This is a genomic window from Bacillus sp. S3 (assembly GCF_005154805.1).
In the GTDB taxonomy this organism is placed as follows: domain Bacteria; phylum Bacillota; class Bacilli; order Bacillales; family Cytobacillaceae; genus Neobacillus.
In genome coordinates, this window is the sequence record NZ_CP039727.1 from 525,691 (window position 1) to 551,238 (window position 25,548).

Below are 25,548 nucleotides of genomic sequence, written 5' to 3' on the forward strand. Positions count from 1 at the left end.
TGTGGAGGAGGCAACTCTTATAAGTAATCATCATCAGAAGATAAGTTTGTATCCATTTGAACATTTGTTAAGTCTTTAACAATATCATCATTCACTTGAACTTGTAATGTTTCCTTGTCTTTCATAAATTTGAAGATACCGTTATTAAAGTCAGTTCCAAATTCCTTAAAGAAAATCCCTTCAAATACTATATCCTTTGTGTGTTTAAAGACAAGGAGGTAGTGATCGTGCTCCTTAACCAGATATGCACGTACACCTTTTTCAAAATGTCTATCAGGATTTTTTAGATAACGAGATACAGAAATGATATGAAGATCAACAAATGGAATTTCACGTAATAAGGAGTTAATAATAGACCCCTTCGCAATTTGTTCCCAACGACTTTGAGCAGTTTGACCGAGAATAATCTGCGTAATATTCTTTTCTCTTGCAACCTCTGCAATCACTTTTGAGATTGGTCTTTTTTCATTATCCTTAATAATAAATGCTTCGGCACTATGCTGGTCAGCTAATTGTTTCCATCTGGAAATATAATTCGTCTTTTCTGCATCCAAATCATCAAATGGTGCAGGGTCGACGGTAAGGATATAAAGAGGACAATCAAGCATATTAGCAATTTTACAGCCGCGTTGAATGAGACGTTCACCATTGGGACCATAATATACACATACAAGGATGCTTTCATCCATACGTTCTTTTATTTTCTTCATTATTAGTTCACCTCGCAATGGCTGTGAATTAACTACAAATTAATAACATAATTGAATAAACTATGTATGACTATACCCCATGGTGTCCTATCAGTCAATTTAATTAATAACTCTATACTATTACTGTATACCACAATAAAAGGAGGGGACCCGATGTCTTGGTTACACATGATGATTTTACTACCATTTATCTTTGCACTAGTGGTGCCGTACGTATATAAGAAATTCAACCCGCGCTTTCATACGGGGTGGTTTGTCCTCGTAATACCGTTGGTGATATTTATTCACCTTTTAACCTTTATTCCCCAAATTTCTCTAGGAAATTCAGTCACTTCAACTGTTCCGTGGCTTCCGTCTTATCATATTAACTTTACGACGTATGTTGATGGGTTAAGTCTTGTTTTTGGACTATTAATTGCAGGAATTGGAGCACTGGTCATCCTCTATTCCATTTACTATATGTCAAAGCATCGCGAAGCACTTCATAATTTTTATGTGTATTTGCTGTTGTTTATGGGAGCGATGCTTGGTCTAGTCTTTTCTGATAATATTTTTGTTCTCTATGTTTTCTGGGAAACGACCAGTGTATCGTCTTTCTTATTAATTGCCTACTGGTATGAACGTGAAAAATCTCGGTATGGTGCTCAAAAATCGCTCTTGATTACCATATTTGGCGGGCTTGCGATGCTAGCAGGTTTCATTATGCTTTCATTGATGACGGATACGAATAGTATTCGTGAAATGATCCGTAATGCAGTCGGGATTCCATCCCATTCATTGTTTATTCCAGCGATGATTTTAGTGTTAATCGGAGCATTTACAAAGTCAGCGCAGTTTCCATTCAGTATATGGTTACCGGATGCGATGGAGGCACCTACTCCAATTAGCGCTTATTTACATTCGGCCACAATGGTGAAAGCAGGTATCTATTTAGTTGCCCGTTTTACCCCGATTTTCGGTGGAACAGCTGAATGGTTTTGGCTGGTATCCGGAGTAGGAATCATAACTTTATTATATGGATCCGTGAATGCAGTGAGGCAAACAGATTTAAAGGCGTTGCTGGCCTATTCAACCATTAGCCAATTAGGATTAATTATGAGCCTTCTTGGATTAGGTTCTGCTGCATTGTATTACGGGATTGGAAATGATTCCTCCGTATATGCTGTAGCAATATTTGCGGCCATATTCCACTTGGTCAATCATTCTACATTTAAAGGCTGTCTGTTTATGGTAGTTGGGATTATTGACCATGAGACGGGAACGCGTGATATACGGAGGCTGGGGGGATTGATGCATCTGATGCCAATAACCTTTACCCTTACTGTGATCGGCAGTTTTGCCATGGCAGGTCTTCCTCCATTTAATGGCTTTTTAAGCAAGGAGATGTTTTTCACAGCGGTAGTAAATGCTTCGAACATGACTGTGTTTAATGCTGACCATATTGGACTTGCGATACCAATAATTGCCTGGGTTGCGAGTGTGTTTACGTTTGTATATAGCATGGTTCTTGTATTTAAAACATTTAGAGGGAAAAATAAGCCTGAAAAACTAGGTAAGGTTGTGCATGAGCCGCCGATCGGGATGTTGGTTTCCCCGTTTGTTCTCGGTTCTCTTGTCATTATTATATTCTTTTTTCCAAATGTACTGTCAAAATATCTTTTAAAACCGGCTTGGTATGCTGTATTGCCAACGCTTGCTAATGCAGGGGAACTGAAAGTGAAAATAAGTCCCTGGCACGGGTGGAATACGGAGCTGTTTATGACCATTGGAGTCATCATCATTGGCACTTTGTTGTACATTTATTTAAGAAAATGGTATCGAGTATATCGTTTCTATCCAGAAAATCTAACGTTAAATAATCTATATAATTTCAGTTTAGAAAGAATGGAGAATATATCGGGATCACTAACAAATAAATATATGACGGGGTTTATCCGCGATTATTTAGTATATATATTTGCGTTTATCATAGTTGTTGTTGGCGGTGCGATGTGGTTATTTGATGGATTTTCGTTTGACCCCTCTAATGATGCACCAGTTAATCTTTTTGAAACGGGGTTAGTGGTTGCGATGGTCATTGCTGCTTTAACCGTTCTCGTTTCAAAAAACAGGCTGACCGCCATCGTTGCTGTTGGGGCACTGGGCTTTCTTGTTTCATTTTTCTTCGTTCTATTTCGAGCGCCTGATTTGGCCCTTACCCAATTGGTTGTAGAGACGGTTACAACGGCCCTTTTCTTGTTGTGTTTCTATCATTTGCCGCAGTTACGGAAGGAAATCAGTCGTGTACGGTTTAAAGCAGTCAATGCACTCATCTCCATCGGTGTTGGTGTGGCCGTTACCATCATTGCTTTATCTGCAAATGGAAATCGGTTATTTGAATCCATTTCAGGCTTTTATGAAAACTCTTATGAACTGGCAGGTGCAAAAAATATCGTAAATGCCATCCTTGTTGATTTTCGTGGGATTGATACCATGCTGGAGATTCTTGTATTAACTATTGCCGGTCTAGGTGTATATTCATTAATCAAGCTTAGATTACCAGGGAGGGATAAAAATGAAGGAGCCGAATGATGTTATCATACGCAGCGTTACAAAAGTTGCAGTCGTGATCATTTTTACCTTAGCCATTAATCTTTTTGTTTCCGGCCATCATCACCCCGGCGGTGGATTTATCGGCGGTCTGGTATTTACATCAGCCTTAATACTGTTGTTTCTTACATTTGATATCGAATCAGTTAGAAATCATATTCCAGTCGATTTTAAAGTAGTGGCTGCTGTAGGTGTGTTGATTGCGGTTCTGACGGGAGTCGGTGCGATGCTTTTTGATGCCCCGTTTTTATCACAGGCATATGGGTACTTCGTACTTCCGATATTTGGTGAAACCGAGCTGGCCACAGCGGTGATTTTTGATGTTGGGGTAGCATTGGCGGTAATTGGAACCTCCATCACCATAATAATGAGCATAGGTGATGATCGATAATGGAAACGTTAATGTCTATCCTTGTTGGAATATTATTTGCCATTGGTATTTATTTGATTTTGACGAAAAGCCTGTTAAGAATCATTTTAGGAACATCGATTTTGGGGCATGGTGTAAATTTACTGATTATCACGATGGGAGGGTTAAAGAGGGGAGGACCTCCACTGCTCGGAATAAAGAATTTAACCTATGCTGATTCATTACCACAAGCCCTTTTATTAACAGCCATCGTGATAAATTTTGCCACTACAGCTCTTTTTTTAGTGCTGAGTTATCGTGCTTATAAAGTGTTGGGCACGGATGATACGGAGCAAATGAGAGGTATTGAGAATGAATAATTTGGTCATTTTACCTATCATTATCCCAATTATAGTGGGAATGATGATGGTTATCTTTAGAAAAAAAATAATATTACAGAGGTTTCTAAGCGTATTTGCTACAATCGCAATTAGCATATCGACCATTTCATTAATGATTCAAATTGAGAAAAGTGGAATTCAAACGCTTCAATTAGGCGGCTGGGAAGCCCCTTTTGGAGTTAGTATGGTGGCTGATATGTTTTCTGCTTTACTGATCCTTGTAACGAGTATTGTTTCGTTATGCTGCTTGCTGTATGCTTTTCACTCTATTGGACATGAGAGAGAATCTTATTACTTTTACCCACTATTCATGTTTCTGATTACTGGGGTAATTGGCTCATTTCTGACTGGTGATGTCTTCAATTTATTTGTTTGCTTCGAGGTAATGCTAGTCTCCTCCTATGTGTTGATTTCTTTAGGAGGGACAGGGATTCAGCTTAGGGAGTCTATTAAATATATATTGATTAATATTATCTCTTCCTTTCTATTTCTTGTTGCCATTGCATTTCTTTATGCCATGACCGGCACCTTGAATTTTGCCCATTTATCAGTTCGTATCACGGAGGTTGGACAAGATGGGCTAATGACGACGGTTGCTATTTTATTTTTAATTGTGTTTAGTTTGAAGGCAGGTTTATTTCTCTTCTTTTGGCTGCCGGGATCGTACAGTGCTCCTCCGACAGCTATTTCTGCCATTTTTGCTGCATTATTAACAAAGGTAGGGATTTATGCAATTATCAGGGTTTTCACCCTTGTCTTCTACCATGAACCAGAGGTTACGCATTTATTAATAGGTATTTTGGCTGCAGTAACGATGGTTTTAGGAGCAATTGGTGCCGTCGCTTTTTGGGATATTAAAAGAATTCTAACCTATAACGTTATTGTAGGTGTGGGATTTATTTTAGCCGGTGTGGCCTCTTTTACAACTGAAGGGATAACGGGATCTATCTACTATTTAATTCACGATATGATTGTGAAGGCACTGATTTTCCTCTTAGGGGGAACAATTATACACCTTACTGGTACAAGTAAGCTAAAAGAATTCAGCGGGCTTATTCGATTACACCCGGGATTAGGCTGGATGTTTTTTATAGCGGCATTATCACTGTCAGGCATTCCGCCGTTAAGCGGCTTTCTGGGAAAAATTTTCATAACAGAGGGAACTTTTGAGGCCGGCTACTTTTGGCTAGGGGGAATTGGGCTTATTACCAGCCTTATGGTCCTGTATTCGATAATGAAAATCTTTATGAATGGATTCTGGGGGTATACAGACTTACCAGGGGAGAACGGGACAACGAAGGGGTTATTGTTACCAATAGGAATCCTTACCATGTTAACGTTAGCGCTCGGATTAGGTGCAGAAGGAATTCACGATTACGTTAATTTTGCGGTTGAAGGTTTAATGAATCCGAGCATGTATATTGAGGCAGTTTTGGGCAGTAATCCAGGACAATAGATCAAACTGTTATTCTTGGCCGATAGGAAAGTATAACTTTCCCATCAGGCATAAGTGCAACTACGCCTCTGTCTTCGCCCTAACGGGCTCGCCAATCGGCGAGTTTTCTTTAATATAAGGAAAGGGGTGGTACCAATGCCCATGCAAGTATTAGTAAATTTATTGATCGGTTTAATTTGGATGTTTCTTCAGGATGATTGGAGCGGATTAACATTCTTGAGTGGTTACTTATTTGGTTTGTTGGTGCTTTTAATATTGCGAAGGTATCTTCCTACAAAGTTTTATTTGGTTACATTACTTGCCATCGTTCAACTTTTTTTCTTGTTTCTTTATGAATTGTTTACATCATGTATATTGGTGATTCGCCAAATTCTTCGTCCTAAGATCAATATTACACCAGGGATTTTTACTTTGGAAACGGAGCTAGAAGGAGATTTAGAGGTCACGTTACTAGCATTACTGCTTACGTTAACCCCAGGGTCTGTTGTAGTAGAGATCTCTTCAAACAGCAAGAAGTTTTATATACACGCGATGGATATTCCGGAATCGAGTGACGCTGTTCTGTTATCTAAAAATAAATTTGAAAAGGCTATAAAGAAGGTGACACGTTAATGATACAAGGAATATTAATTTTTTCATTAATTTTTCTTAGTTTTGCTATTTTCGCAACCATTTATCGGCTGGTGATGGGACCTACTGCTCCTGATAGGGTTCAGGCGCTCGATGCATTAGGGATTAATTTAATCTCAGGGGTCGCCATTTTTTCTGTTTTGCTAAGACATACAGGTTTTTTTGAAGTTATATTATTAATTGGAATACTTTCCTTTATCGGGACAATTGCCTTTGCAAGGTATATGGAAAGAGGTGTGGTCATTGAGCGCAAACAATCCGATTGATCTGATTGCCGTTCTTTTAATATTGTGTGGTACCATTTTTAGTTTTTTGAGTGCAATCGGCTTAATACGTCTCCCTGATATTTATACCCGTGCACATGCGCTTTCCAAAGGATCCACGATGGGTGTTCTATTTACACTTGTGGGAACCTTCCTTTTCTTCATAATTGAAGGACATTTCAGTATCCGGTTGTTTCTTGGAATATTCTTTGTATTTCTCACCGCACCTGTTGCCGCTCATGTCATTGTCCGGGCTGCATACCGTTCAAAAGTTGAGCTTGCAAAAGTAAGTGTACAAGATGATTTGAAAGAAGTCATAGGGAAGGAATTAGGAGAACCGTAAGGAGCTTGTATTAAATAAAATCACCGAGTGGTTTCTTGCCTAGAAATTACGCCCATTCCAACAAATGGGCTTTTTGTTGTGTTGAAGAATAGATGTGAAGGAGAAAGGTACCATATACTCTCTTCTTATTTTCCGCGTCGATTGTAGGTTTTCTCCAATTTTTTGTATAAAATAGAATAGAAAATAAAATAGAAAAGGTGATAAAATGAGCCAATTATCTGACTTTTTATCTAAACAACATCATGAGAATGTTGAGGAATTAAAAGAACTACTCCGGATTCCCAGTATTAGTTCCTTATCCGAACATAAAGAGGACATACAAAAAGCGGCTTCATGGATTGCGACTAAATTAGAAAACATTGGTATGGAACATGTTGAAATTATCCAGACAAAGGGTCATCCGATTATTTATGCGGACTGGCTTCATCAGGAAAACGCACCAACAGTTTTAGTATACGGCCATTATGACGTACAGCCCGTTGACCCTATTCAATTATGGGAAACGCCTCCTTTTGAACCAACAATCCGTGATGAAAAGATCTTTGCCAGAGGGGCAACCGACGACAAAGGGCAGACATTCTTACATATTAAAGCAGTGGAAACACTATTGAAAATAGAAGGAAAATTACCGGTAAACGTAAAATTTTGCATCGAAGGTGAAGAAGAAATTGGAAGCCCGCATCTTACGCCATTTTTAACTGATAACCAAGAAAAATTAGCCTGTGATGTGGTTGTGATTTCTGATTCAGATATGTGGGATCGAGGTGTTCCCGCCATTACCTATTCCTTAAGAGGTCTGTGTGCACTGGAATTTTCTCTAAAAACCGCAAATTCTGATTTGCATTCGGGCATGTTCGGCGGGGGAGTTCAAAATGCTAATCATCTATTGATACAGCTGCTTTCTACTCTTCATGATTCAACTGGTAAAGTAAATGTTGACCATTTTTATGATGATGTCGTTGAACTGACAGAATTTGAAAAGGAACAAATTAAAGCATTGGGTTTCGATGAAGAAAAACTGAAGAAATCGTTAGGGTTAACAGATTTTACGGGAGGGGAAAGCAATTATCCTTATCCTGAGAGAATCAGTTCCCGGCCAACATTAGAAATAAACGGCCTATGGGGCGGATTTCAGGGGGAAGGGACTAAAACCGTCATCCCGAACGAGGCACATGCCAAAATCACCTGCCGTCTAGTCCATAATCAAAATCCTGAAAAGATACAGGAATTGATCAAAAAACACCTGGAAGAACATACACCAAAAGGATGCACGGTAAAAGTGTCTCTTGGCGATACGGGTAATCCTTTTTTAACACCAATCGACAGTCCGATGATCCAAAAAGCGGCCGAAGCTTACCAAAACGTATATGGGAAAGCACCTGTTTACAAAAGAGAAGGTGGCTCCATTCCGATTGTATCGGATTTCAGTCATTCATTAAATGCTCCTGTTGTCTTAATGGGATTCGGTTTGCCAGATGAAAATCTTCATGCACCGAATGAACATTTCAACTTAGAAAACTTTGACAAAGGCATCTTAACGATTTGCTCCTTTTTAGAGTTGATTGAGAAATAAAATTGTAATCAGACATAAAGCCCTTTCCACGGAATAGGGCTTTTATGTTTTCAGTTGACAAAATTCGAAAAGTATCGGGGCGGACCTGTCACTTCTTTAGTCCTAATAATTTCAGAAAATTTGGTAAAATAACCCTATAGTTATCTGGTGCGATTATTACTAGAATTATAGATATCCAGATTTATACAGGGGTACCCACCATGTCTTTATCATACTGTTTTTTACCCGCTTAGCTCCATCTCACCATACCATCTAGGAATTTTCACATACATACAAAAATAAATAGGGGAGTGAAAGAATGAGGAGAACCAAACGATTTTGTGTAAACGCATTTATGCTTTTAACTGCGTTGGTAATGACCTTAAGCTTGGCCCTGCCGGTGAATTCACTTGCAAGTAGTGTAATCCCGGCGGATACGAGCTCCACAAAGGGCAAAGTCATCGATGCGAAACTAGCAAAAAAATTTGAGGAGGATGAATTCGCAAGATTCATTGTAATCCTGCACGACCAGGCTGATACGGAGAAAATTGCCTTATCTGCCAAGCAAACCTCCGCAAAGAAGAGTACTTCTCAGAAGGAAACGGAGGCCAATGTTCAGAAGGCTGTTGTACAAGCCCTGCAGGACAAGGCCAAACTCACACAAAAGGCGATTAATCTCCTGCTAAAGGAGGAAAAGGCTTCCGGAAAAATAAAAGAGATTCATAACTTTTTTATTATTAATGGTATGGCCGTAACAGGTACGAAGGAGGCTGTAACGAAGCTTGCAGCGCTGCCTGAGGTAAAGTCAATCCTCCTTGATGAAAAACAAACACTTGAACCGATCAAAAAGGAGGAGCCGTCTGCAACGCCTAAAGCAGATGAAAACAACCCTGTCGAATGGAATATTGACCATGTTGGTGCCCCTGAAGTTTGGGCACGAGGAATAACCGGCGCTGGGGCGGTTGTGGCAAATATCGATAGTGGTGTAGCAGTCAATCACCCGGCCTTAAAAGCCAAGTATCGCGGATATGACCCGAATAATCCAGACAAACTAACACACACGTTCAACTGGTATGATGCGATTTACAAAATTGGCAGCCCGGTTGACTCTGACGGGCACGGTACACATACGATGGGAACAATGGTTGGGCAGGAGCCTGATGGGCAAAATCAAATTGGTATCGCACCAGGTGCAAAATGGATCGCCGCAAGGGCCTTTGCTAATAATGAAAGCTATGATTCTTATATCATCCAAGCAGCTGAATGGGTGCTAGCACCGACCGATGAAAAGGGAGTTCCACACCCCGAAATGGCGCCGGATGTAGTTAATAATTCATGGGGAGGACGGCCGATTAATAACGATTGGTTCAGACCGCTTGTTCAGGCGTGGCGTTCTGTTGGAATCTTCCCGGTTTTCTCGGTTGGGAATACCGATCTTTTTAATCCAGTTGCACTGCCGGGAACTGCAAGTTCACCAGCGAATTATCCGGAGTCATTTGCCGTTGGAGCAACGACGAAGACAGATGAGTTGGCAAGCTTCTCCTTAAGGGGACCATCAGAAAGAGGGGATGTGAAGCCTGACATTTCTGCACCGGGAGTTGGTGTCCGTTCAGCATTGCCGGGTGCGACTTGGAATACATTTGAATATGGAAGTTATAACGGTACTTCGATGGCGGCTCCGCATATTGCCGCTGCGGCGCTATTATTAAAACAAGCGGATCCAGCATTGTCACTTACACAGATTGAGGATATTTTAAAACTAACGTCTACCACCAAAACAGATGAAAATTATCCAGAAGCCCCGAATAATGGCTATGGCTATGGAATTGTAAATGTAAATGCAGCGGTACAGGCCGTTGAACAAGGAATTGGAAAAATAAAGGGTCAGGTCGTTGGTCCGGGTAATGATAATGAAGTACCGACGTATGTTCAGGACACTCGTCGGGTGGTCTACGAAGGACTGAATGTACCATTTTCCATCCAAGCAATGGACAATAGCAGTGTGAATAAGGTTACCCTTCATGTCCGTTATGAAGATGCGAACGAAGCAGCATTTAATACCGAACGATATGCAGGGGACCATCGAAATGGCTTATATGAAGCAATCATTCCAGGCGAAGCTATAAAAGGCAGCACACTTACCTATTGGTGGACGATCCAAGACTTTTCAGGTAATGAGGTAAAGACAGAGGAAGCACGGGTTTCCGTTAGGGATGGGATACGAGCAGGCTATGTTGAGGATTTCGAAAGCATTCCTGAGGGCTGGTACTCTTATGGCATCAATAACTCATGGGAATGGGGCGTTCCAACCTACGGTCCAAAGACCGCTCCGCCTTCCGGCAAAAATGTCATGGCTACTAATTTACGCGGTCAGACTGAAATGTTCTCCAATATGACGCTTGTGATGCCGCCTGTCATTGTAGAAGGGGAAACACAGCTTCAATTTAAGCAGTGGTATAGCATGGGCTACTGGGATTTTGGAACAGTTCTTGTGTCTGTTGACGGAAAGAAATGGGAGCAGCTATACCAAATTACGAGAACAAACCAAAACTGGCATGAGGTCGGTATTGATTTATCGAAATATGATGGTAAAAAGATCACGATTGCATTTAACCTTCAAACAGATGATGGGAAGTATCCAGGCTGGTACTTGGACGATATGCAAATTAAAGGCAGTGCACCGGCGGGTGAAGCAGAAAATGTAATCCATAAAGAAATTAAGTTAACGAGTGAAGCATTTGTCAATCAAGCCTATCCTTTAATGGACTTTCATAATGAAAGTAAGGCATCAGAAAAGGCAGCGCTATTACCAGTTGACGCAACGATTAAGGTCTTAGAAACTGAATGGACGACAGAGTCAAATCCGCAAAACGGTGAGTTTGTGATTCATCATCCGCCAGGAGAGTACACGGTTGACGTGAAAGCCTATGGGTACATGCCTCAGACCCAGAAAGTAACCGTTTCAAGTAAGGGTGAGGTCACGCCGAAAGTCACGCTCGAGCCGTTACCAAAGCAAACGGTTTCGGGTACGGTTACAGATACATCCGGAAATGCATTAAAGGATGCGACGATTCTTCTGTTAGAGGATGAAAAAGCTGAGCCCGGTCATTCAAGTGAAAATGGGGATTATCAGCTAAAAGCGTATGAGGGTACCTATACTGTTAAGGTATTTGCTAAGGGCTACTACAGCAAAACCTACACAATGGATGTGGAGCCGGGTAAAAATCTTAAACGTGATATTCAATTAAGTCCCTTTGTTAATAAGGAATCAGGTGAAATCAAATACGATAATGGCAGTTACAATAAGAACCTTGTCATGGGCAATGCCGGAAGCGGCTTTGCGGTGAAAATGTCGTTAAAAGACGGCGAAACCTCTGCAATGCTAAAAGGGGCGAAGCTGCAATTCTGGGCTGGACATATCCCTGTACCGGGCGGAGAGGACATTCTTATTTCCGTATATGATGCAAAGGGTAAGAATGGTGCACCGGGAAACAAGCTCGCAGGACCAATAAAAGCGAAGGCTGAGCGCAATTTATCCAAATGGACAGAGGTGGATCTCTCCAGCCTGGGTCTGGTTGTTAAGGATGATTTTTATATCGCCTATTTACAGGCCGACGACTATCCATACGTGCCAGGGTTTGTCTCTGATGGGGATAAGAAGAACTGGGCCGCACGAAGCTGGGATTATTTAGGCGGACAATGGTTCAAAGCCGACCAGAGTGTTGGAAACTATATGATTCGCGCTGTTGTCGATTACGGTGCTCAAGAGCCATTCCAGTATGCTAAGGCGATTGTAAAAAATTCAGAAACAAGCGGGAATGCACCGTTTGAAATCAAGGCTGAGGTTTGGCAGGGATCAGAAGACGTTGAATCAGTCGATTATCAGCTTTCTTCAAAATCAGACCCTGATGCGGCCGGTTCTTGGAATAATGTGAATCTTCCATCTTACGGCGGTGCATTTACAACCACAGTTACTGATGTGGGGACATGGTATTTGCATGTAAAGGTTAAGGACAAGGCCGGAAATGAAGAAATTTCTTCATTTGGTCCATTTGAAGTAAATGAGGCAGCTACAACTGATTTGGAAGTGACTCCGGCTTCCCTTGATTTGATGGTTGGCGCAACAAAGAAACTAACGGTAAAATCAATCAAAACACAAGGTGACAAGGTAACGGAAACAGATGTCACTGAGCTAGCGGCCTATAGCGGCTTTGATACAAAGGTCATTAAGGTCGAGAGGGGACAGGTAACAGCCCTTGGTGCTGGTACGACGAGCATGACGATTACCTTTGGTGAGCATTCCAAGACGGTAGCGGTTAAGGTCGAACCAGAAACAAGCACCAAACTTTCGGTTAGTCCAACATCACTTGAATTGAAAAAGGGCAAGGCATCTCAAATTACGGTAAAATCCGTTGAAACAATAGGCGACAAGTCAACCGAAACTGATGTGACGACTCTAGCCAGCTACAGTGGTTATAACTCGAAAATAGTAAAGGTTGAAAAAGGAACTGTCACCGCATTAGAACCTGGATCGACCTCCATTACCATCACATATGGAGCAGATAAGGCAACTGTGTTGGTGGTAGTCGGGGCTGATCAACATGGCTGGAAAATGGAAAACGGAAAATGGTATTACTATGATGCAAAGGGAAATCCGGTAACCGGCTGGTTATCTGAAGGTGGAAAATGGTACTACATGAATGAAAAAGGCATCATGCAGACCGGATGGCAATATGTTGGAGGCATCTGGTATTTTCTTGCATCTAGCGGAGCAATGCAAACAGGCTGGCTGAACAGCGGAGGAACTTGGTACTATCTCGCAAAGAGCGGAGCAATGCAAACAGGCTGGTTGAACAGCGGAGGAACTTGGTACTATCTTGCAAAGAGCGGAGCAATGCAAACAGGCTGGTTGAACAGCGGAGGAACTTGGTACTATCTTGCAAAGAGCGGGGCGATGCAAACAGGCTGGCTAAACAACGGGGGCACTTGGTACTATCTTGCAAAGAGTGGAGCGATGCAAACGGGCTGGCTCCTTGATGGCTCTAGCTGGTACTATCTCAAAACCTCCGGTGCAATGGCAACTGGCTGGCTTACAATAAATGGAAAACGCTACTTCTTTAACCAAGCCGGCAAGTGGGTAAAATAGAATAAGTGAGGCATGGGGATGTATCCCATGCCTCGTTTTTTTCTGCATAAAAACCGCAGGAGGATTCCCTGCGGTTAAAGAGTTGAGTTGGTCATTTACCAGAGTTGAGTGAGGTCATATCAATATAACCAATGTTACCAGGATTTTGTGAACCAACCATTAAATAAGATTTACCATTTAAATCATCAATTGCTTGAACTCCAGTGACTTCCCCTCCATCTGGAGCTGAAATAATCCGGGAAAGTTTCTTTGTATCTACGTTATAAGCCCATCCAAAGTTATTGACATGTCTGTCGCTATCTTCAGCTATGAATAACGTTCTATATTTTTCAGAGAAAGCAATATTGTCAGGGTTAGCAATTTTTTCAAGGTTAGATTTGTTTCCATCCTTATCAGGAGCAGGAAGGTCTTCACCTGTTAGCACTGCTGACATGTCCGTTACGACATAATCACTATTAATCTTTTTGCCATCACGATCTTTTTGTCCCTTTGCTAAATTCATTTCATAAATTGCACCAGAACTTAATTTTGGTAATTGAATATCATCTACAGGATCACTAGCATTTTTAGTCATACCTTTTTCAACATAGGACATGGTCATATAGACTTTATTGTCGGCTTTGTTTAACGTGAGAGTTTCCATTTTATTGAACTCGGAAGTTGCTCCCATAATAGCACCATAACGGCGGGATTCCAAAAACGCCGCAGCTTTCTCCATACCTGGTTTCACTTTTAGCCATTCGGTTTTGCCGCCGCCATTGGAATTTGTCTTTATTTCTTTAAACCCATTTGCATTGCCATATGCTGCATCGGTTGTTGTTTCAAAAATATCGCTGAATTTAGTGTTTTCAGCTAATTCCTTGACTTCTGTATCTGTGGCATGTCCCAATTTAATCCATTCGATATCAGCTGCTCCGCCATTTTTGTCGCTTGTTTGTTTCCATTGTGCTGCATACAAGGTACCGGCAGATAAATTGTTTGCTTTGTCTGCAACATACATGAAGGACATTGTGTAGCTGCCGTCGTCACCAAAGTAGGCTGTACGATTATCTGGTGCTACGGTAACATTTTCAAAAGATAAGCGTCCCATGCTGTAGTGTTTAACAGCTTCTGCTTCACCATTTGGGTGAACCTTTACTTCTGTCGTATGACCATATAGGTATGGATTTCCAACAGCATTAGGGTCTTGATAATAATTCTTTGCAAATGCTGTTACACTGGATGTTTCTGGATTTGCTTCAAATGCACGGGCATCCGGCTCATACTCTTCACTGCCTAAGTGGGTATTCCAAGGAGATAAGACACCTGCACATGGGGTCCAAATACCGCCATCTGCTGAAAAATCAATCGGATTGATATCCGTAATTTTCAATTCACCCGTTTTCTTATCTTGTACTACTGTATTTAAATACAATGGTTTCGGCATATTTCCGTAACCTTTTTCCGGGATACTTTCGAAGTGATTCACCATATATAATTTTCCACTTTTTCCGTTTACGCTAAGAAGTGAATTCGCGTCAGGTGCTGTAGAAACAAATGGTTTGCCATCTTTATCTTTTATGATCTTCCCATTTACATCATAAGCGGCGCCGACCACTTTGCCGTTAATGATTTCACCTGGGCGGGCCAATGATTTATATTCTAGAGGGACAGTCTTTTGAGAACCATCGTTTAATGTAACAAGGGCTGATGCTTCACTATACATAGAAGAACGTTTCGCATCAGTATCAGGAACCCCCATTCCCACAAATTCCACCGATTTTACCGGAACTGGCTTATAAGGGTTAGCGTGGACATTTACGGCAGACGGGAAAAGGATTGCAGCACTTAATAATGGTACGATTACCTTGCTCTTTTTCATTAAATAGAACCTCCTAATAGTTTGAAAGTTTATTTTAATACTACTTAATGATAGCCTGGGAGTATTAACGGAATATTCAAGTAGTGTAAAAAAGAAATAAAGTTTTCTAGTAAATAAGTAGCACCCTTTATCCTTCTGTTTCCTAGGACCAAGATCCTTATTCACTGAAATGGGGAACATTCACGATACAAAAGGGAAACTAAAAAACTCACCTTATGTCCGAAAAGATGAAAGGTGAGTTTTTTGAATAAATATATGGCAGGTAGTAGGTTATAATGAATATAAATTACTGACAATTATACAGCCTGATCTATTAGAATGTAACAAAACGAGGAGGATTTAGGATGAAAACATTGAAGATTGCAAACATACCAGGGGATGGGATTGGCAGAGAGGTGGTTCCGGCAGCAACCGATGTATTGAAAATGATTTCAGAAATCCATGGAGGATTAAAATTTGAATTTACGGAGTTTCCATGGAGTTGTGAGTACTATCTGGAGCATGATGAAATGATGCCAAAGGATGGGCTTGAGCAGTTAAAGGATTTTGATAGCATTTTTTTGGGGGCAGTTGGAAACTTAAATCTTGTTCCTGACCATGTATCATTATGGGGGCTCTTAATAAAAATTCGCCGTGAGTTTGAACAGGTGATTAATATTCGTCCTGCCAAAGTATTTAAAGGTGTGAAATCGCCACTGTTGAACCCTAAAGATTTTGATTTAATTGTGGTACGGGAGAATAGCGAGGGTGAATATAGCACGATAGGTGGAAATATCTATCAAGGTGAAGATGAGCTGTCCATACAAAATGCGGTTTTCTCAAGAAAAGGAACAGAAAGAGCCATGCGGTATGCTTTTGAATTGGCAGCTAAGCGCACGAAACATGTAACAAGTGCCACAAAGTCAAACGGAATTGTCTATTCCATGCCTTTCTGGGACAGCGTGTTTAAAGACGTTGCAAATGATTATCCTCATATCACTGCAGATTCTCAGCATATTGACGCTTTATCGGCATTCTTTGTCACTCATCCTGAAAGATTTGATGTCATTGTCGCAAGCAATCTATTTGGTGATATTCTGACAGATATAGGTGCAGCCATCATGGGCAGTATTGGGATCGCGCCGTCAGGAAATATAAACGTTAACGGAAAGTATCCGTCCATGTTTGAGCCAGTTCACGGATCTGCACCAGACATTGTTGGAAAAGGGATTGCAAATCCAATCGGTCAAATATGGACAGCCAAAATGATGCTAGACCACTTTGGGGAAGAGGAGCTTGGAAGTACATTATTGAATGTGATTGAAAGTGTAACAAGCGATGGGTTCTTAACACCGGATATTGGCGGTCGTTATTCAACAAGAGAAGTAACGGAAGAGATTATTAACAGGCTGAAAATCTTCGATAAAAAGGGAAATATCAGGAACACAACTATATCTTAATATGGTAAGAAGTTAGATAGGTACATATAGAAGGTTTAGCCCCTTGGTAACAGGGGACTAAACTTTTTCTATTTTTTACTTTCCTTTTGAGGATTGTCTTTACTTTTCATTAATTTTATTACATGTTCCTTTGGGTCCCAGCAGTTAAATTTATAGTTCGTTTTTGTTTCATAGCCTAACCGGCTACAATAATAGTTCATTCCTTCAGCTTTTTTCTCTGCTTTCATATGCTGGCATGTCGCACAGCAATGGAAATCTTTCATTTCTACCTGCCCCTTTTTCATAAAACCTTTGTATTATAATATGAATTTCAACATATCCCTCCAATCACCTTTATTAAAAGTGAAAAAGTTTCTAATAATATGAGGTGACGTGTTGAATATTATTGTCCATCCGGTTTCTCAAGGCAGCTGTCAATGTGTTACAATCTTAGCTAGTCAATATGATTTACGGAAGGAATTTGTTTCAACAATAGGAGGCATTTTTTGATGGATAATAACGATAAATTAATTCGCTTGAGATATGCACTGGAAATAAAAAATAAAGATATGGCAGAGATATTTAAACTTGGCGGCGAGGAAGTGACAGTACCTGAAGTAATCAGGATTCTCACTAAAACAGATGAAGAAGCAGAAGATAACGATCAAATAAAATGTAATAATAGTATGTTCGATGCATTTTTAAATGGCCTTATTATTTTTAAAAGAGGGAAACAAGAACCTAAACCCGGACAGCCAGAAACACCAGAGTCGTCTTACAAGAAAAGCGCAAACGTTAATAATCTGCTGTTAAAAAAAGTAAAAATAGCGTTGGCGTTAACGACTGAGGATATGCTTGATCTATTCGAAAAAGCAGGGATTACGGTAACAAAAGGAGAACTCGGCGCATTATTAAGAAAAGAGGGCCATAAAAATTATACAGAGTGCGGAGATAAATTTGCCAGGAACTTCTTAAAAGGATTAGCAATCAAATACAGGGGATAACGGCAGGAATGATTTACAGGGGATGACACATGATACATACCTACTCAGGTAAGACGATACGTTTTGAGATTAAGTACAAAAACCGAACCTCTATAGGGATTACGATAGATAGCTATGGAAACGTTGAAGTCCAGGCGCCGAAAGGGACACCCGATGAAAGCGTGCTTAAGGTACTTGAGGAAAAATGGAATCTTATTCAGGAAAAATTAAAAGAAATGAAAGATAGGCTGCAGGGTATACAGGAGAAGGTCTATGAGCATGGAGAGACCTTTCTTTATTTAGGAAACGTCTATCCGATAAAGATCTTTGAAGACATAAATATTACGAAAGACCATGTCGTGTTTGAAGGAGAAAAGCTGCATATATTTGTGAAGCAGCTTGAGGATGAAAGAATAAAACAAGCTTTAAAGCGATTTTACTATCAGCAATGTAAGTCTTTAGTGGAGAAGAGTATCTCTTCTTATCAAAGTAATTTTAAAACCAAACCACGTTCTATTAGTATCTCGGATAGTAAAACTACATGGGGAACCTGTGATTCAAAGCTGCAGCTAACATTCAATTGGAGGCTGGCAATGGCACCACGTGAAGTAATTGACTATGTAGTTGTTCACGAAATGTGTCATATGGTCCATCTGAATCATGATCGATCCTTCTGGCGCCTTGTTGGAAAAATAATGCCCGATTATATAGAAAAGGAAAACTGGCTGGCTTCATCAAACTGGAAAATGACTGTTTAGAATTATATACACTGAATATGTAAGACTGTAAGAAGAAACCATCTTCTTATGGTCTTTTTAAATTTGCAAATAAATAGTACTGAATTTGAGGGTGTTTCCTTTAATTAAAGTTATGGGAGGTCAACCAGATTGACATCTAAAAGCGGATTTTGTATAGTAAGTGGCGATGATGATGATTGGAGTGAATCGTTTGATTTCAAACTCTGAATTACAAAATTTAGACCTAATCGATTTAATAAGTGAGCGCCATAGTTTGGTTCGAAAAATCTCAGAGAAAGCATGGAACGATAAAAGTGAGATTTATATTTCAAATTCTGAATGGTATATCATGGCCAGGATTTATAAAAAGCGGCCGACCATTTCGTACGTTACAAAAAATGTAGAAATTTCTCGCCAGGCGATACATAAGTTTATCAAAAATCTTTCAGCAAAAGGATTAGTGGAAATCAATAATCTAGAAAACAACAAGAAAGAGAAGTGTATCCAATTAACACCTTTTGGAGTGGAATGCTACGAAAAAAACGAGGCCCTCAAGGCCCAGCTTGAGAATAATATTGCAGAAAAAATTGGTGCTGAGCAGGTAAAGATGCTTAAAGATCTATTAAAGCTAGATTGGGAAATAGAATAATAAAGACGAAGTAAAAGAGAAAACCTCATAATTGTCAATTTGATTGACAATTATGAGGTTTTTCTTTAAACTAGGTTAGTCAACCTGGTTGACGATAGAGGATAGGAGAAAATAATTAGTAAGGAGATTAAAATGAGTACACAAATTCAAGTGAAAAATCCTAAGATCATGGCAGCTATCTTAATGCTGGGTGCCTTTATTGGATTATTTGGGGAAACAGCATTAAATATGGCATTAACAAATGTGATGGAGCAATTTTCTATTAAAGCTCCTACGGCACAATGGCTGACAACAGGATATTTATTAACATTAGCTATTTTAGTGCCGATTTCAGCACTTTTAATGAAATGGTTTAGTACTCGCCAATTAGTTATTGGAGGAATTGTCATTTCGCTGGCAGGAGCCATTCTAGCAGCATTTTCTCCAAATTTTGCAATATTAGAAACTGGCCGTATCGTACAAGCAATGGGAACAGGTATTATTATACCGGTTATGGTGAGTGCTCTTTTAGTTATTTTCCCTGTTCATAAACGCGGCGTAGTCATGGGAATTATGGGTCTTGTGATTACATTAGGACCTGCTTTAGGACCAACACTTTCAGGGGTCGTTATTAGTACGTTAGGCTGGCATTATATATTCTGGATTAGTGCAGCATTTTATGTTTTATTGACTCTTGCTGCTGTATTAAAAATCGAAAATGTTGGGGAAATTACGAAACCTAAAATCGATGGTTTATCAATTGTTTTATCGACAGTAGGTTTTGGCGGATTAATTTATGGGCTGGCTTCAATGGCTGGAGCGCCTTTTTCAGCTCCTATCGTATGGGCACCAATACTTGTAGGAATTGTCGCCCTTGTATTATTTGGCACTCGTCAAAATACAATGGATAAGCCAATGATTAATTTAAGTGTATTCAAGTTTCCAATGTTCACATTAGGAACAGCGATGATGTTCTTAAGTATTTTAGTCATTTTATCAACTTCTATTCTATTGCCAATGTATTTAAAAGGATCTTTATTATTTGGTGCAGCGGCAGCTGGTTTATTATTACTTCCAGGTAATGCGGTCAATGTGATTATGTCACCGATTGTTGGAACGCTGTTTGATAAAATTGGACCACGCAAATTAGTAATCGTTGGATCTATCATTGTATTGATTGGTAATGCCATTTTTGCTGCTGCTATTTCAGCCACAACACCTGCATGGCAAATCATCGTAGCATTTATGGTATTATTTTTTGGATTAACAATGGTAACTATCCCATCACAAACAAATGGACTCAATGCGTTGCCGCGTGAGTTATATGCAGATGGATCAGCCGCTATGAATACATTGAACCAGGTAGCGGGTGCAGCAGGTACAGCACTCGCCATTACTTTGCTTACAGCTGGCCAAACTAGTTTCGCAGCCGATGCCCCAGATGCCGCGCAGGGAGAAATATTAGCTGCCGGCGTAAAATATGCCTTCTACTTTGTGACAGGAATTTCAGTTCTTGCATTAATCTTCTCTATCTTTATGAAAAAACCAAGCGAAGTAAAGGTAAAATCTAAAGCCGCGGTGAAAGCAACAGAACCTGTCAGCAGGTAGTGAAGATTTGGTTGATGAATCGAAGTGAAAAACTAGTAATATTAATGAAAAACCATTCGTAAACGTTAATTTATGAATGGTTTTTATTTGGCCATTTCTTTTCTTTCATTTGAAATAATCTTTTTTGAAATGCCGTCTATTATGTCACCCCTGTTTAACACCCCAATGACACGGCCAGCCCCATTCACTACAGGGAGCTTTTTGAAGCGATGCCGGGATAATAAACGGATTGTATCTTTGAATTCTTCATCAGGTGACGTTAGAGGTACTTAAAATCCCCCAGTCAGCAGAGTTACTGTTAACCAAATTTTTAACATGTCCCACAGGGTTCCGGCAATGAAATTATTCGGATATATCTGCTAGAGTCAGCGATATTTGATTATGTAAACTGATTGTGTTATACTATTATAAGATTAATAGTTAATTATTCTGGTTTATAGATTGAATTATCCTCCAACATACCCTTGATACTTGAAATTTGCGGTTTTAACTCTCCGAAAAGTATAACTAGATCTGTTTGAAACGATCGAATGATTCTATAACAGTGATGATGAATCATAAAAAAATCCTAATGACTACATATTGATTTTTGCTGAGTTATTTTATCAATATTGTGATTTTATAAAATAGATATAACAATATGTGAAAACATTCACAAATGAAAGGAATGATTAAATGAGAACTGGTCAAAAAGCAGATCTCAAAGCAAAAGAAGAAATGCAAGATGATTATTCATATGAAAGGGTACCGACAGAAAAAAGAAATATGGGCTGGTTTAGTATTACAAATATAACGTTTGGAATTGCAACGGCTATTTTTTACTTTCAAATGGGAAGTGTAATGGCACTTCAATTTGGGGCAATTAACGCAATCATTTCAGCCATTTATGCAATCATTGTTGCCGGGATCCTAGGAACAATCATTGCCTATTTGTCGGCTAAATCTGGTATGAATGTAAATTTATTATCTAGAGGCGGTTTTGGATATATAGGCGCTTCATTAACCTCGTTCATTTATGCATCAAACTTTATCATGTATTGTGCATTTGAAGGCATGATATTAGTTGCTGCGATTCATGCATTTTTCCCCATCATACCAGTATGGCTATTAATCATCGTCTTTGGATCAATTGTTATACCCTTAAATTGGTTTGGTATAAAACAATTAGATAAATTACAAAAATGGTCATTGCCAATATTCGGTGTATTTTTAATCACCACTATTATCGTCGCATTCAATAAAACTTCTATTTACGAAGGAAGCTTTTGGACATATTTGCCTGAGGGAGTTCAAGCAGGCGGGACAGCTTTGCTGCTCTGTATAGGAATGCAGCACGGTATAATGGGTTTAACAGCGCTTCTTGCATCCGATTACGCACGTTTCCTTAAACCGAAAGATATCAAAATTGGGTCATTTATGATCGGATTTATTCCGCAAATTTTCTGTTTTGGGGTCATGGGCGGTCTTGGTATTTGGTTTGGCGTCCGTTTAGGAGAGTCCAATCCGGGTGTTTACATTGTATCACTCCTTGGCCTCGGCGGCGTTCTGTTTACCTTGCTAACACAAATAAGAATTAATATTACCAATATATATAGTGCTTCACTTTCGCTTTCTAATTTCTTTGAGAATGTATTTAAATTTAAACCGGGCAGACGATTTTGGATTGTGGTAGCGGGTGTAATAGCCATGGCTTTGATGCTCGGCGGGATACTGGATCATTTAGATACTGCCATGACGTTCCAAGGAGTTTTCCTTTTGACTTGGGCGGCTATTTTAGTTACTGATGCCTTAGTTGTGAAAAAAATATTGAAGATCGGCCCGGGTTATTATGAGGCAAGGCAGGAGAATTTGTATAAGTGGAATCCTGTTGGGGTTGTACCTTTAATTGCAGCAAGTGTTATAGGGACAATCGCTGCATTAGGATACATGGGTATGTTCTTACAAAGCACGGCCGCCTTTTTTGCTGCAATTCTAGCTTCTATCCTTACTGTCATTTTCGCTGTTTTAACAAAAGGAAAATATTACAGTATGGGTAAAGCTGATGATATAGAGGAAGAAGAATACATCGCATCCTAATGGGTTCCAGACGTAGAACGTGAATTTATAGCTGGATGTGTATAGAAAATGTATATGAAATAGCACCGCATTTGCGGTGCTTTATGAATGTGCAATTAAATAGCCAGTTCTATTTAAAATGAGCCATTTAATATAGATTCACCATCTTTGTTTTTGTTTTATCATAAATATCCAATAAATTTCCGGTAAACTACTTTTCTACTCAAATATTCAAATCATTGCAAGCAAAATGTAGGATGCCTTTTTACCATGTTGCAAATATAAACATTAAACTTTTTAATAAACTGAATATTCACTCATGCACATTGCTATAATAAAGAGGAAAAGTATAAGACATAAGATGAAAGCTATATTCATCCTAAGATATACATAATATTCTAAGTTTGCTAGAAGGGAATACACTAGTTGATTTAGGGAAATGGTTGATTCTAAAAAATTAGGAGGGAATCATGGGAAGATTAGTTCATTTTGAAATTCATGTGGATGACATGGAACGTGCTAAGAAGTTTTATGGAGAGGTATTCGGATGGTCATTTCAAGATTGGAGTGAGTATGCAGGAATGCCATACTTTGGAGCAGTGACCGGTGATGAAAATGAGCCTGGAATCAACGGTGCCTTGATGCAGCGCCAAAGTGCTCCGCCTGTAACAAACCAGGCTATAAATGGATATGCCTGTACAATGGGAGTAGAAGAGTACGATTCAACGGAAACGAAAATTATTGAGAATGGCGGCAAGGTTGTAATGCCAAAATACGCCCTGCCTGGCATGGCCTGGCAGGGATACTATGTGGATACCGAAGGAAATGTCTTTGGAATTCATCAACCAGATGCCAACGCAAAATAGACCAAGGGTAGAACATGAGGACGGTTTTAGTGGCTTTTTTGGACAAGGAAAAGTGAATAAAAAAGGCATGAGCACCGTCCCTGTGGCATACCCGTTAGGCGAGTTTAAAAATGATATAGAATACACAAAACACGGTTAGTAGAAAAACGAAAATGAGATAGATTACCATGCTCCGTCTAAATGTAGAGAGAGAAATGCCGGAAGCTTGTGTATAATGGGAAGCTGTTAAGCCGGACAAAATGCCCATGATAACAAACCACGGCTCATAAAATAAAAGACTCCATAACGCCAGGCTTTGTACATCAAGTGAAATCCAGCCAGTGAAATGAATGGTAATGACATCTGCTAGAAGAAGGGTTTTTGTAATGATTCCACTGATTCCATGTGCAAGTAAATAAGCAGTACAGGAAAGGGTAGGGATTAATATAATGAGACGGTGGATATGTCTTCCGCCAATTAACGGCACCCATGTCGGGACCACTCGTCCCCATGGCTTGACAAGGGCAATTAAAATGAACCCACAGGTCATGATTAAGACGCCTGCAACATAACTTGCCATGTACATTCCTTTAGGATCCTCTAGCTGCCCCGGGAGACCTAAAGTTCCACCTGCAGCTTGATAAAATCGGACGAAAACGGCATACATGACTGCCCAAAGGCAACCGAGGTAAGCTGGCCATACCGCTTTCTTTGTCAATTTTTCAAAGGCATTCAGCCTTTCCGTTAGATCTTCCACTTTGTTTGTTTTTTCGTTCATGGTCACATAATCCTCCTCTTTTTAACCTCGTTCACACCTGGAACATCGGCCACGCCGACGATAATAGTAGGCGATCGCAGCCAGCCCGAGAGCCACTCCCCATGGCACCCAAAAAATCATCGGTCCCATAGTACCCCAGCCCTGACTGAGTATGATATTGTCCACCGCCACGAGTTGAAGTGCCAAGGCGAATATCCCAAATGTAAAGACAAAACCTGCTGCGGTTACAGCAATGGCAACAATAGAAGCAGGAATCACTGCAAGCAGGATGGGAACTCTTTTGCCGCCAATGAACGGGAACCAGTGAGGAAAGACTTCCCCCCATTTTTGGACTAAACCAAGTGTAAGGATCCCCCCACCTATACAAACAGATCCAAAAACCCATTCCGTCACTTGCGCCATCGGATTTGCGCTCGAGAAATCCTTAAGGAATTGCGGATCAACCCCTAATGGGATATCGAGTGCCCACGCGAAACGAACGAGGGCATAGGGAACAGGCGCCAGGGCTGCGATAACGGTTAATAAACGCCCCCAACGTACCAAGAAAAAGGGTTTTTTGTCCTTATTACGCCCGCAATATTCACATGCATGACGAGTTTTTCTTTGGTAGATAACAGCGGTCATCATCCAAAGAAGCGCGCCAATAATGCAAAAAATTTGATTCATCATTTGCCAGTTAAAGTCGAATTTAAATAAAAAAGCGTATGCCATGGCTGCAATTAACTTGGTATCAGGAACAAAGAGGAGCAGCGCAACAGAGAAACCCCATGAATAGGCTATAGCAAACCACCGAGAAAATGCCTTAAATTGTGGCTTTTGCATGAAAAGACCTATTCCAATGCCCATGAGACATAGAGTGACGAAAACAATAGAGCCAACTTCTGCTGGAAGATGGGTAACTATTGCTGCGAACAATCCCATACCTTCATTTTTAAAAGGATATCCAGCTCCACCTAATAACCAATAAAGATGTAATGTTCCATACAGCGCCGACCATAACATAGCAGCATAACCAATCCATGAGGGCCAACGATACCCGCTTTTATCCTCTTTATTCCGTAATAACGATGTGAAATTCAACGTAATCATCCTTTCTTTTTTTTCAATAGAAATAACCTCACTTTCATCCTAATCAGTAAAGGTTAAAATGAAGGTGAGGTTTCGTTTAATTTTTGTTTAATTGTTGGTTTTCTTAT

Annotated in this window: 21 protein-coding genes and 1 pseudogene; 16 read left to right on the forward strand and 6 right to left on the reverse strand. The window is 40.1% G+C overall.

Annotation, left to right across the window (positions count from 1 at the left end; genetic code table 11):
* Positions 1-17 precede the first annotated feature (17 nt).
* Positions 18-710, reverse strand: a complete 693-nt coding sequence (locus tag FAY30_RS02460) for a universal stress protein (protein ID WP_149868402.1) — start codon at positions 708-710, stop codon at positions 18-20.
* 153 nt (positions 711-863) lie between these two features.
* On the opposite strand from FAY30_RS02460, the gene FAY30_RS02465 reads away from it, so the two are divergent.
* The 9 genes from FAY30_RS02465 (at position 864) to FAY30_RS02505 (ending at position 13,439) form a co-directional block, all read left to right on the forward strand.
* The gene (locus FAY30_RS02465; RefSeq protein ID WP_149868403.1) at positions 864-3,281 is read left to right on the forward strand and encodes a Na+/H+ antiporter subunit A; all 2,418 of its coding nucleotides are present in this window, start codon (positions 864-866) and stop codon (positions 3,279-3,281) included.
* Positions 3,265-3,690: a Na(+)/H(+) antiporter subunit B gene (locus FAY30_RS02470; RefSeq protein ID WP_149868404.1), complete on the forward strand. Its 426-nt coding sequence runs from the start codon at positions 3,265-3,267 to the stop codon at positions 3,688-3,690. Before FAY30_RS02465 ends, FAY30_RS02470 begins: the two co-directional genes overlap by 17 nt.
* Positions 3,690-4,028, forward strand: a complete 339-nt coding sequence (locus FAY30_RS02475; protein ID WP_149868405.1) for a Na(+)/H(+) antiporter subunit C — start codon at positions 3,690-3,692, stop codon at positions 4,026-4,028. Before FAY30_RS02470 ends, FAY30_RS02475 begins: the two co-directional genes overlap by 1 nt.
* Positions 4,021-5,505 (forward strand): Na+/H+ antiporter subunit D, encoded by a 1,485-nt coding sequence (locus FAY30_RS02480; protein ID WP_149868406.1) that lies wholly within the window; start codon positions 4,021-4,023, stop codon positions 5,503-5,505. The genes FAY30_RS02475 and FAY30_RS02480 overlap by 8 nt, the downstream gene beginning before the upstream one ends.
* A gap of 135 nt (positions 5,506-5,640) precedes the next feature.
* The gene (locus tag FAY30_RS02485) at positions 5,641-6,117 is read left to right on the forward strand and encodes a Na+/H+ antiporter subunit E (RefSeq protein WP_149868407.1); all 477 of its coding nucleotides are present in this window, start codon (positions 5,641-5,643) and stop codon (positions 6,115-6,117) included.
* Positions 6,117-6,401, forward strand: coding sequence for a Na(+)/H(+) antiporter subunit F1 (locus FAY30_RS02490; RefSeq protein WP_149868408.1), 285 nt, complete (start codon positions 6,117-6,119; stop codon positions 6,399-6,401). Before FAY30_RS02485 ends, FAY30_RS02490 begins: the two co-directional genes overlap by 1 nt.
* A complete protein-coding gene (gene mnhG / locus FAY30_RS02495) occupies positions 6,379-6,741 on the forward strand; it encodes a monovalent cation/H(+) antiporter subunit G (protein WP_149868409.1) in 363 nt (120 codons plus the stop codon). Before FAY30_RS02490 ends, mnhG begins: the two co-directional genes overlap by 23 nt.
* 205 nt (positions 6,742-6,946) lie before the next feature.
* Complete coding sequence (locus FAY30_RS02500; RefSeq protein ID WP_149868410.1) at positions 6,947-8,314, forward strand: dipeptidase; 1,368 nt, start codon at positions 6,947-6,949, stop codon at positions 8,312-8,314.
* Between the two features lie 298 nt (positions 8,315-8,612).
* Positions 8,613-13,439, forward strand: a complete 4,827-nt coding sequence (locus FAY30_RS02505; RefSeq protein ID WP_149868411.1) for a S8 family serine peptidase — start codon at positions 8,613-8,615, stop codon at positions 13,437-13,439.
* 91 nt (positions 13,440-13,530) lie between these two features.
* On the opposite strand, the gene FAY30_RS02510 is transcribed toward FAY30_RS02505, so the two are convergent.
* The gene (locus tag FAY30_RS02510; RefSeq protein ID WP_149868412.1) at positions 13,531-15,300 is read right to left on the reverse strand and encodes a PhoX family protein; all 1,770 of its coding nucleotides are present in this window, start codon (positions 15,298-15,300) and stop codon (positions 13,531-13,533) included.
* Positions 15,301-15,644: 344 nt separating this feature from the next.
* On the opposite strand from FAY30_RS02510, the gene FAY30_RS02515 reads away from it, so the two are divergent.
* Positions 15,645-16,739 carry a tartrate dehydrogenase gene (locus FAY30_RS02515; protein ID WP_149868413.1) on the forward strand — a complete coding sequence of 365 codons (1,095 nt, stop codon included), beginning with the start codon at positions 15,645-15,647 and terminating at the stop codon, positions 16,737-16,739.
* Positions 16,740-16,807: 68 nt separating this feature from the next.
* Here the strand turns inward: FAY30_RS02515 and FAY30_RS02520 are convergent, their stop codons facing one another.
* Positions 16,808-17,002, reverse strand: a complete 195-nt coding sequence (locus tag FAY30_RS02520; RefSeq protein WP_149868414.1) for a hypothetical protein — start codon at positions 17,000-17,002, stop codon at positions 16,808-16,810.
* 225 nt (positions 17,003-17,227) lie between these two features.
* On the opposite strand from FAY30_RS02520, the gene FAY30_RS02525 reads away from it, so the two are divergent.
* The 4 genes from FAY30_RS02525 to FAY30_RS02540 all read left to right on the forward strand — a co-directional run bounded on the left by FAY30_RS02525 (position 17,228) and on the right by FAY30_RS02540 (position 20,674).
* Complete coding sequence (locus tag FAY30_RS02525; RefSeq protein WP_149868415.1) at positions 17,228-17,722, forward strand: YehS family protein; 495 nt, start codon at positions 17,228-17,230, stop codon at positions 17,720-17,722.
* 29 nt (positions 17,723-17,751) lie between these two features.
* Complete coding sequence (locus FAY30_RS02530; protein WP_149868416.1) at positions 17,752-18,459, forward strand: M48 family metallopeptidase; 708 nt, start codon at positions 17,752-17,754, stop codon at positions 18,457-18,459.
* 172 nt (positions 18,460-18,631) lie between these two features.
* Positions 18,632-19,087: a MarR family winged helix-turn-helix transcriptional regulator gene (locus FAY30_RS02535; RefSeq protein WP_149872564.1), complete on the forward strand. Its 456-nt coding sequence runs from the start codon at positions 18,632-18,634 to the stop codon at positions 19,085-19,087.
* 132 nt (positions 19,088-19,219) lie between these two features.
* Positions 19,220-20,674, forward strand: coding sequence for a DHA2 family efflux MFS transporter permease subunit (locus tag FAY30_RS02540; protein WP_149868417.1), 1,455 nt, complete (start codon positions 19,220-19,222; stop codon positions 20,672-20,674).
* Between the two features lie 83 nt (positions 20,675-20,757).
* Here FAY30_RS02540 and FAY30_RS02545 read toward each other — a convergent pair.
* Positions 20,758-20,919, reverse strand: a pseudogene (locus FAY30_RS02545) (CBS domain-containing protein); the annotation flags it as partial.
* Between the two features lie 430 nt (positions 20,920-21,349).
* On the opposite strand from FAY30_RS02545, the gene FAY30_RS02550 reads away from it, so the two are divergent.
* Positions 21,350-22,750: a purine-cytosine permease family protein gene (locus FAY30_RS02550; RefSeq protein ID WP_149868418.1), complete on the forward strand. Its 1,401-nt coding sequence runs from the start codon at positions 21,350-21,352 to the stop codon at positions 22,748-22,750.
* A gap of 449 nt (positions 22,751-23,199) precedes the next feature.
* Positions 23,200-23,595 (forward strand): VOC family protein, encoded by a 396-nt coding sequence (locus FAY30_RS02555; RefSeq protein WP_149868419.1) that lies wholly within the window; start codon positions 23,200-23,202, stop codon positions 23,593-23,595.
* Between the two features lie 94 nt (positions 23,596-23,689).
* Here the strand turns inward: FAY30_RS02555 and FAY30_RS02560 are convergent, their stop codons facing one another.
* Entirely contained in the window at positions 23,690-24,352 is a 663-nt protein-coding gene (locus FAY30_RS02560) for a DUF3995 domain-containing protein (protein WP_149868420.1), read from the reverse strand.
* A gap of 21 nt (positions 24,353-24,373) precedes the next feature.
* A complete protein-coding gene (locus FAY30_RS02565; protein WP_149868421.1) occupies positions 24,374-25,441 on the reverse strand; it encodes a hypothetical protein in 1,068 nt (355 codons plus the stop codon).
* Positions 25,442-25,548: the final 107 nt, after the last annotated feature.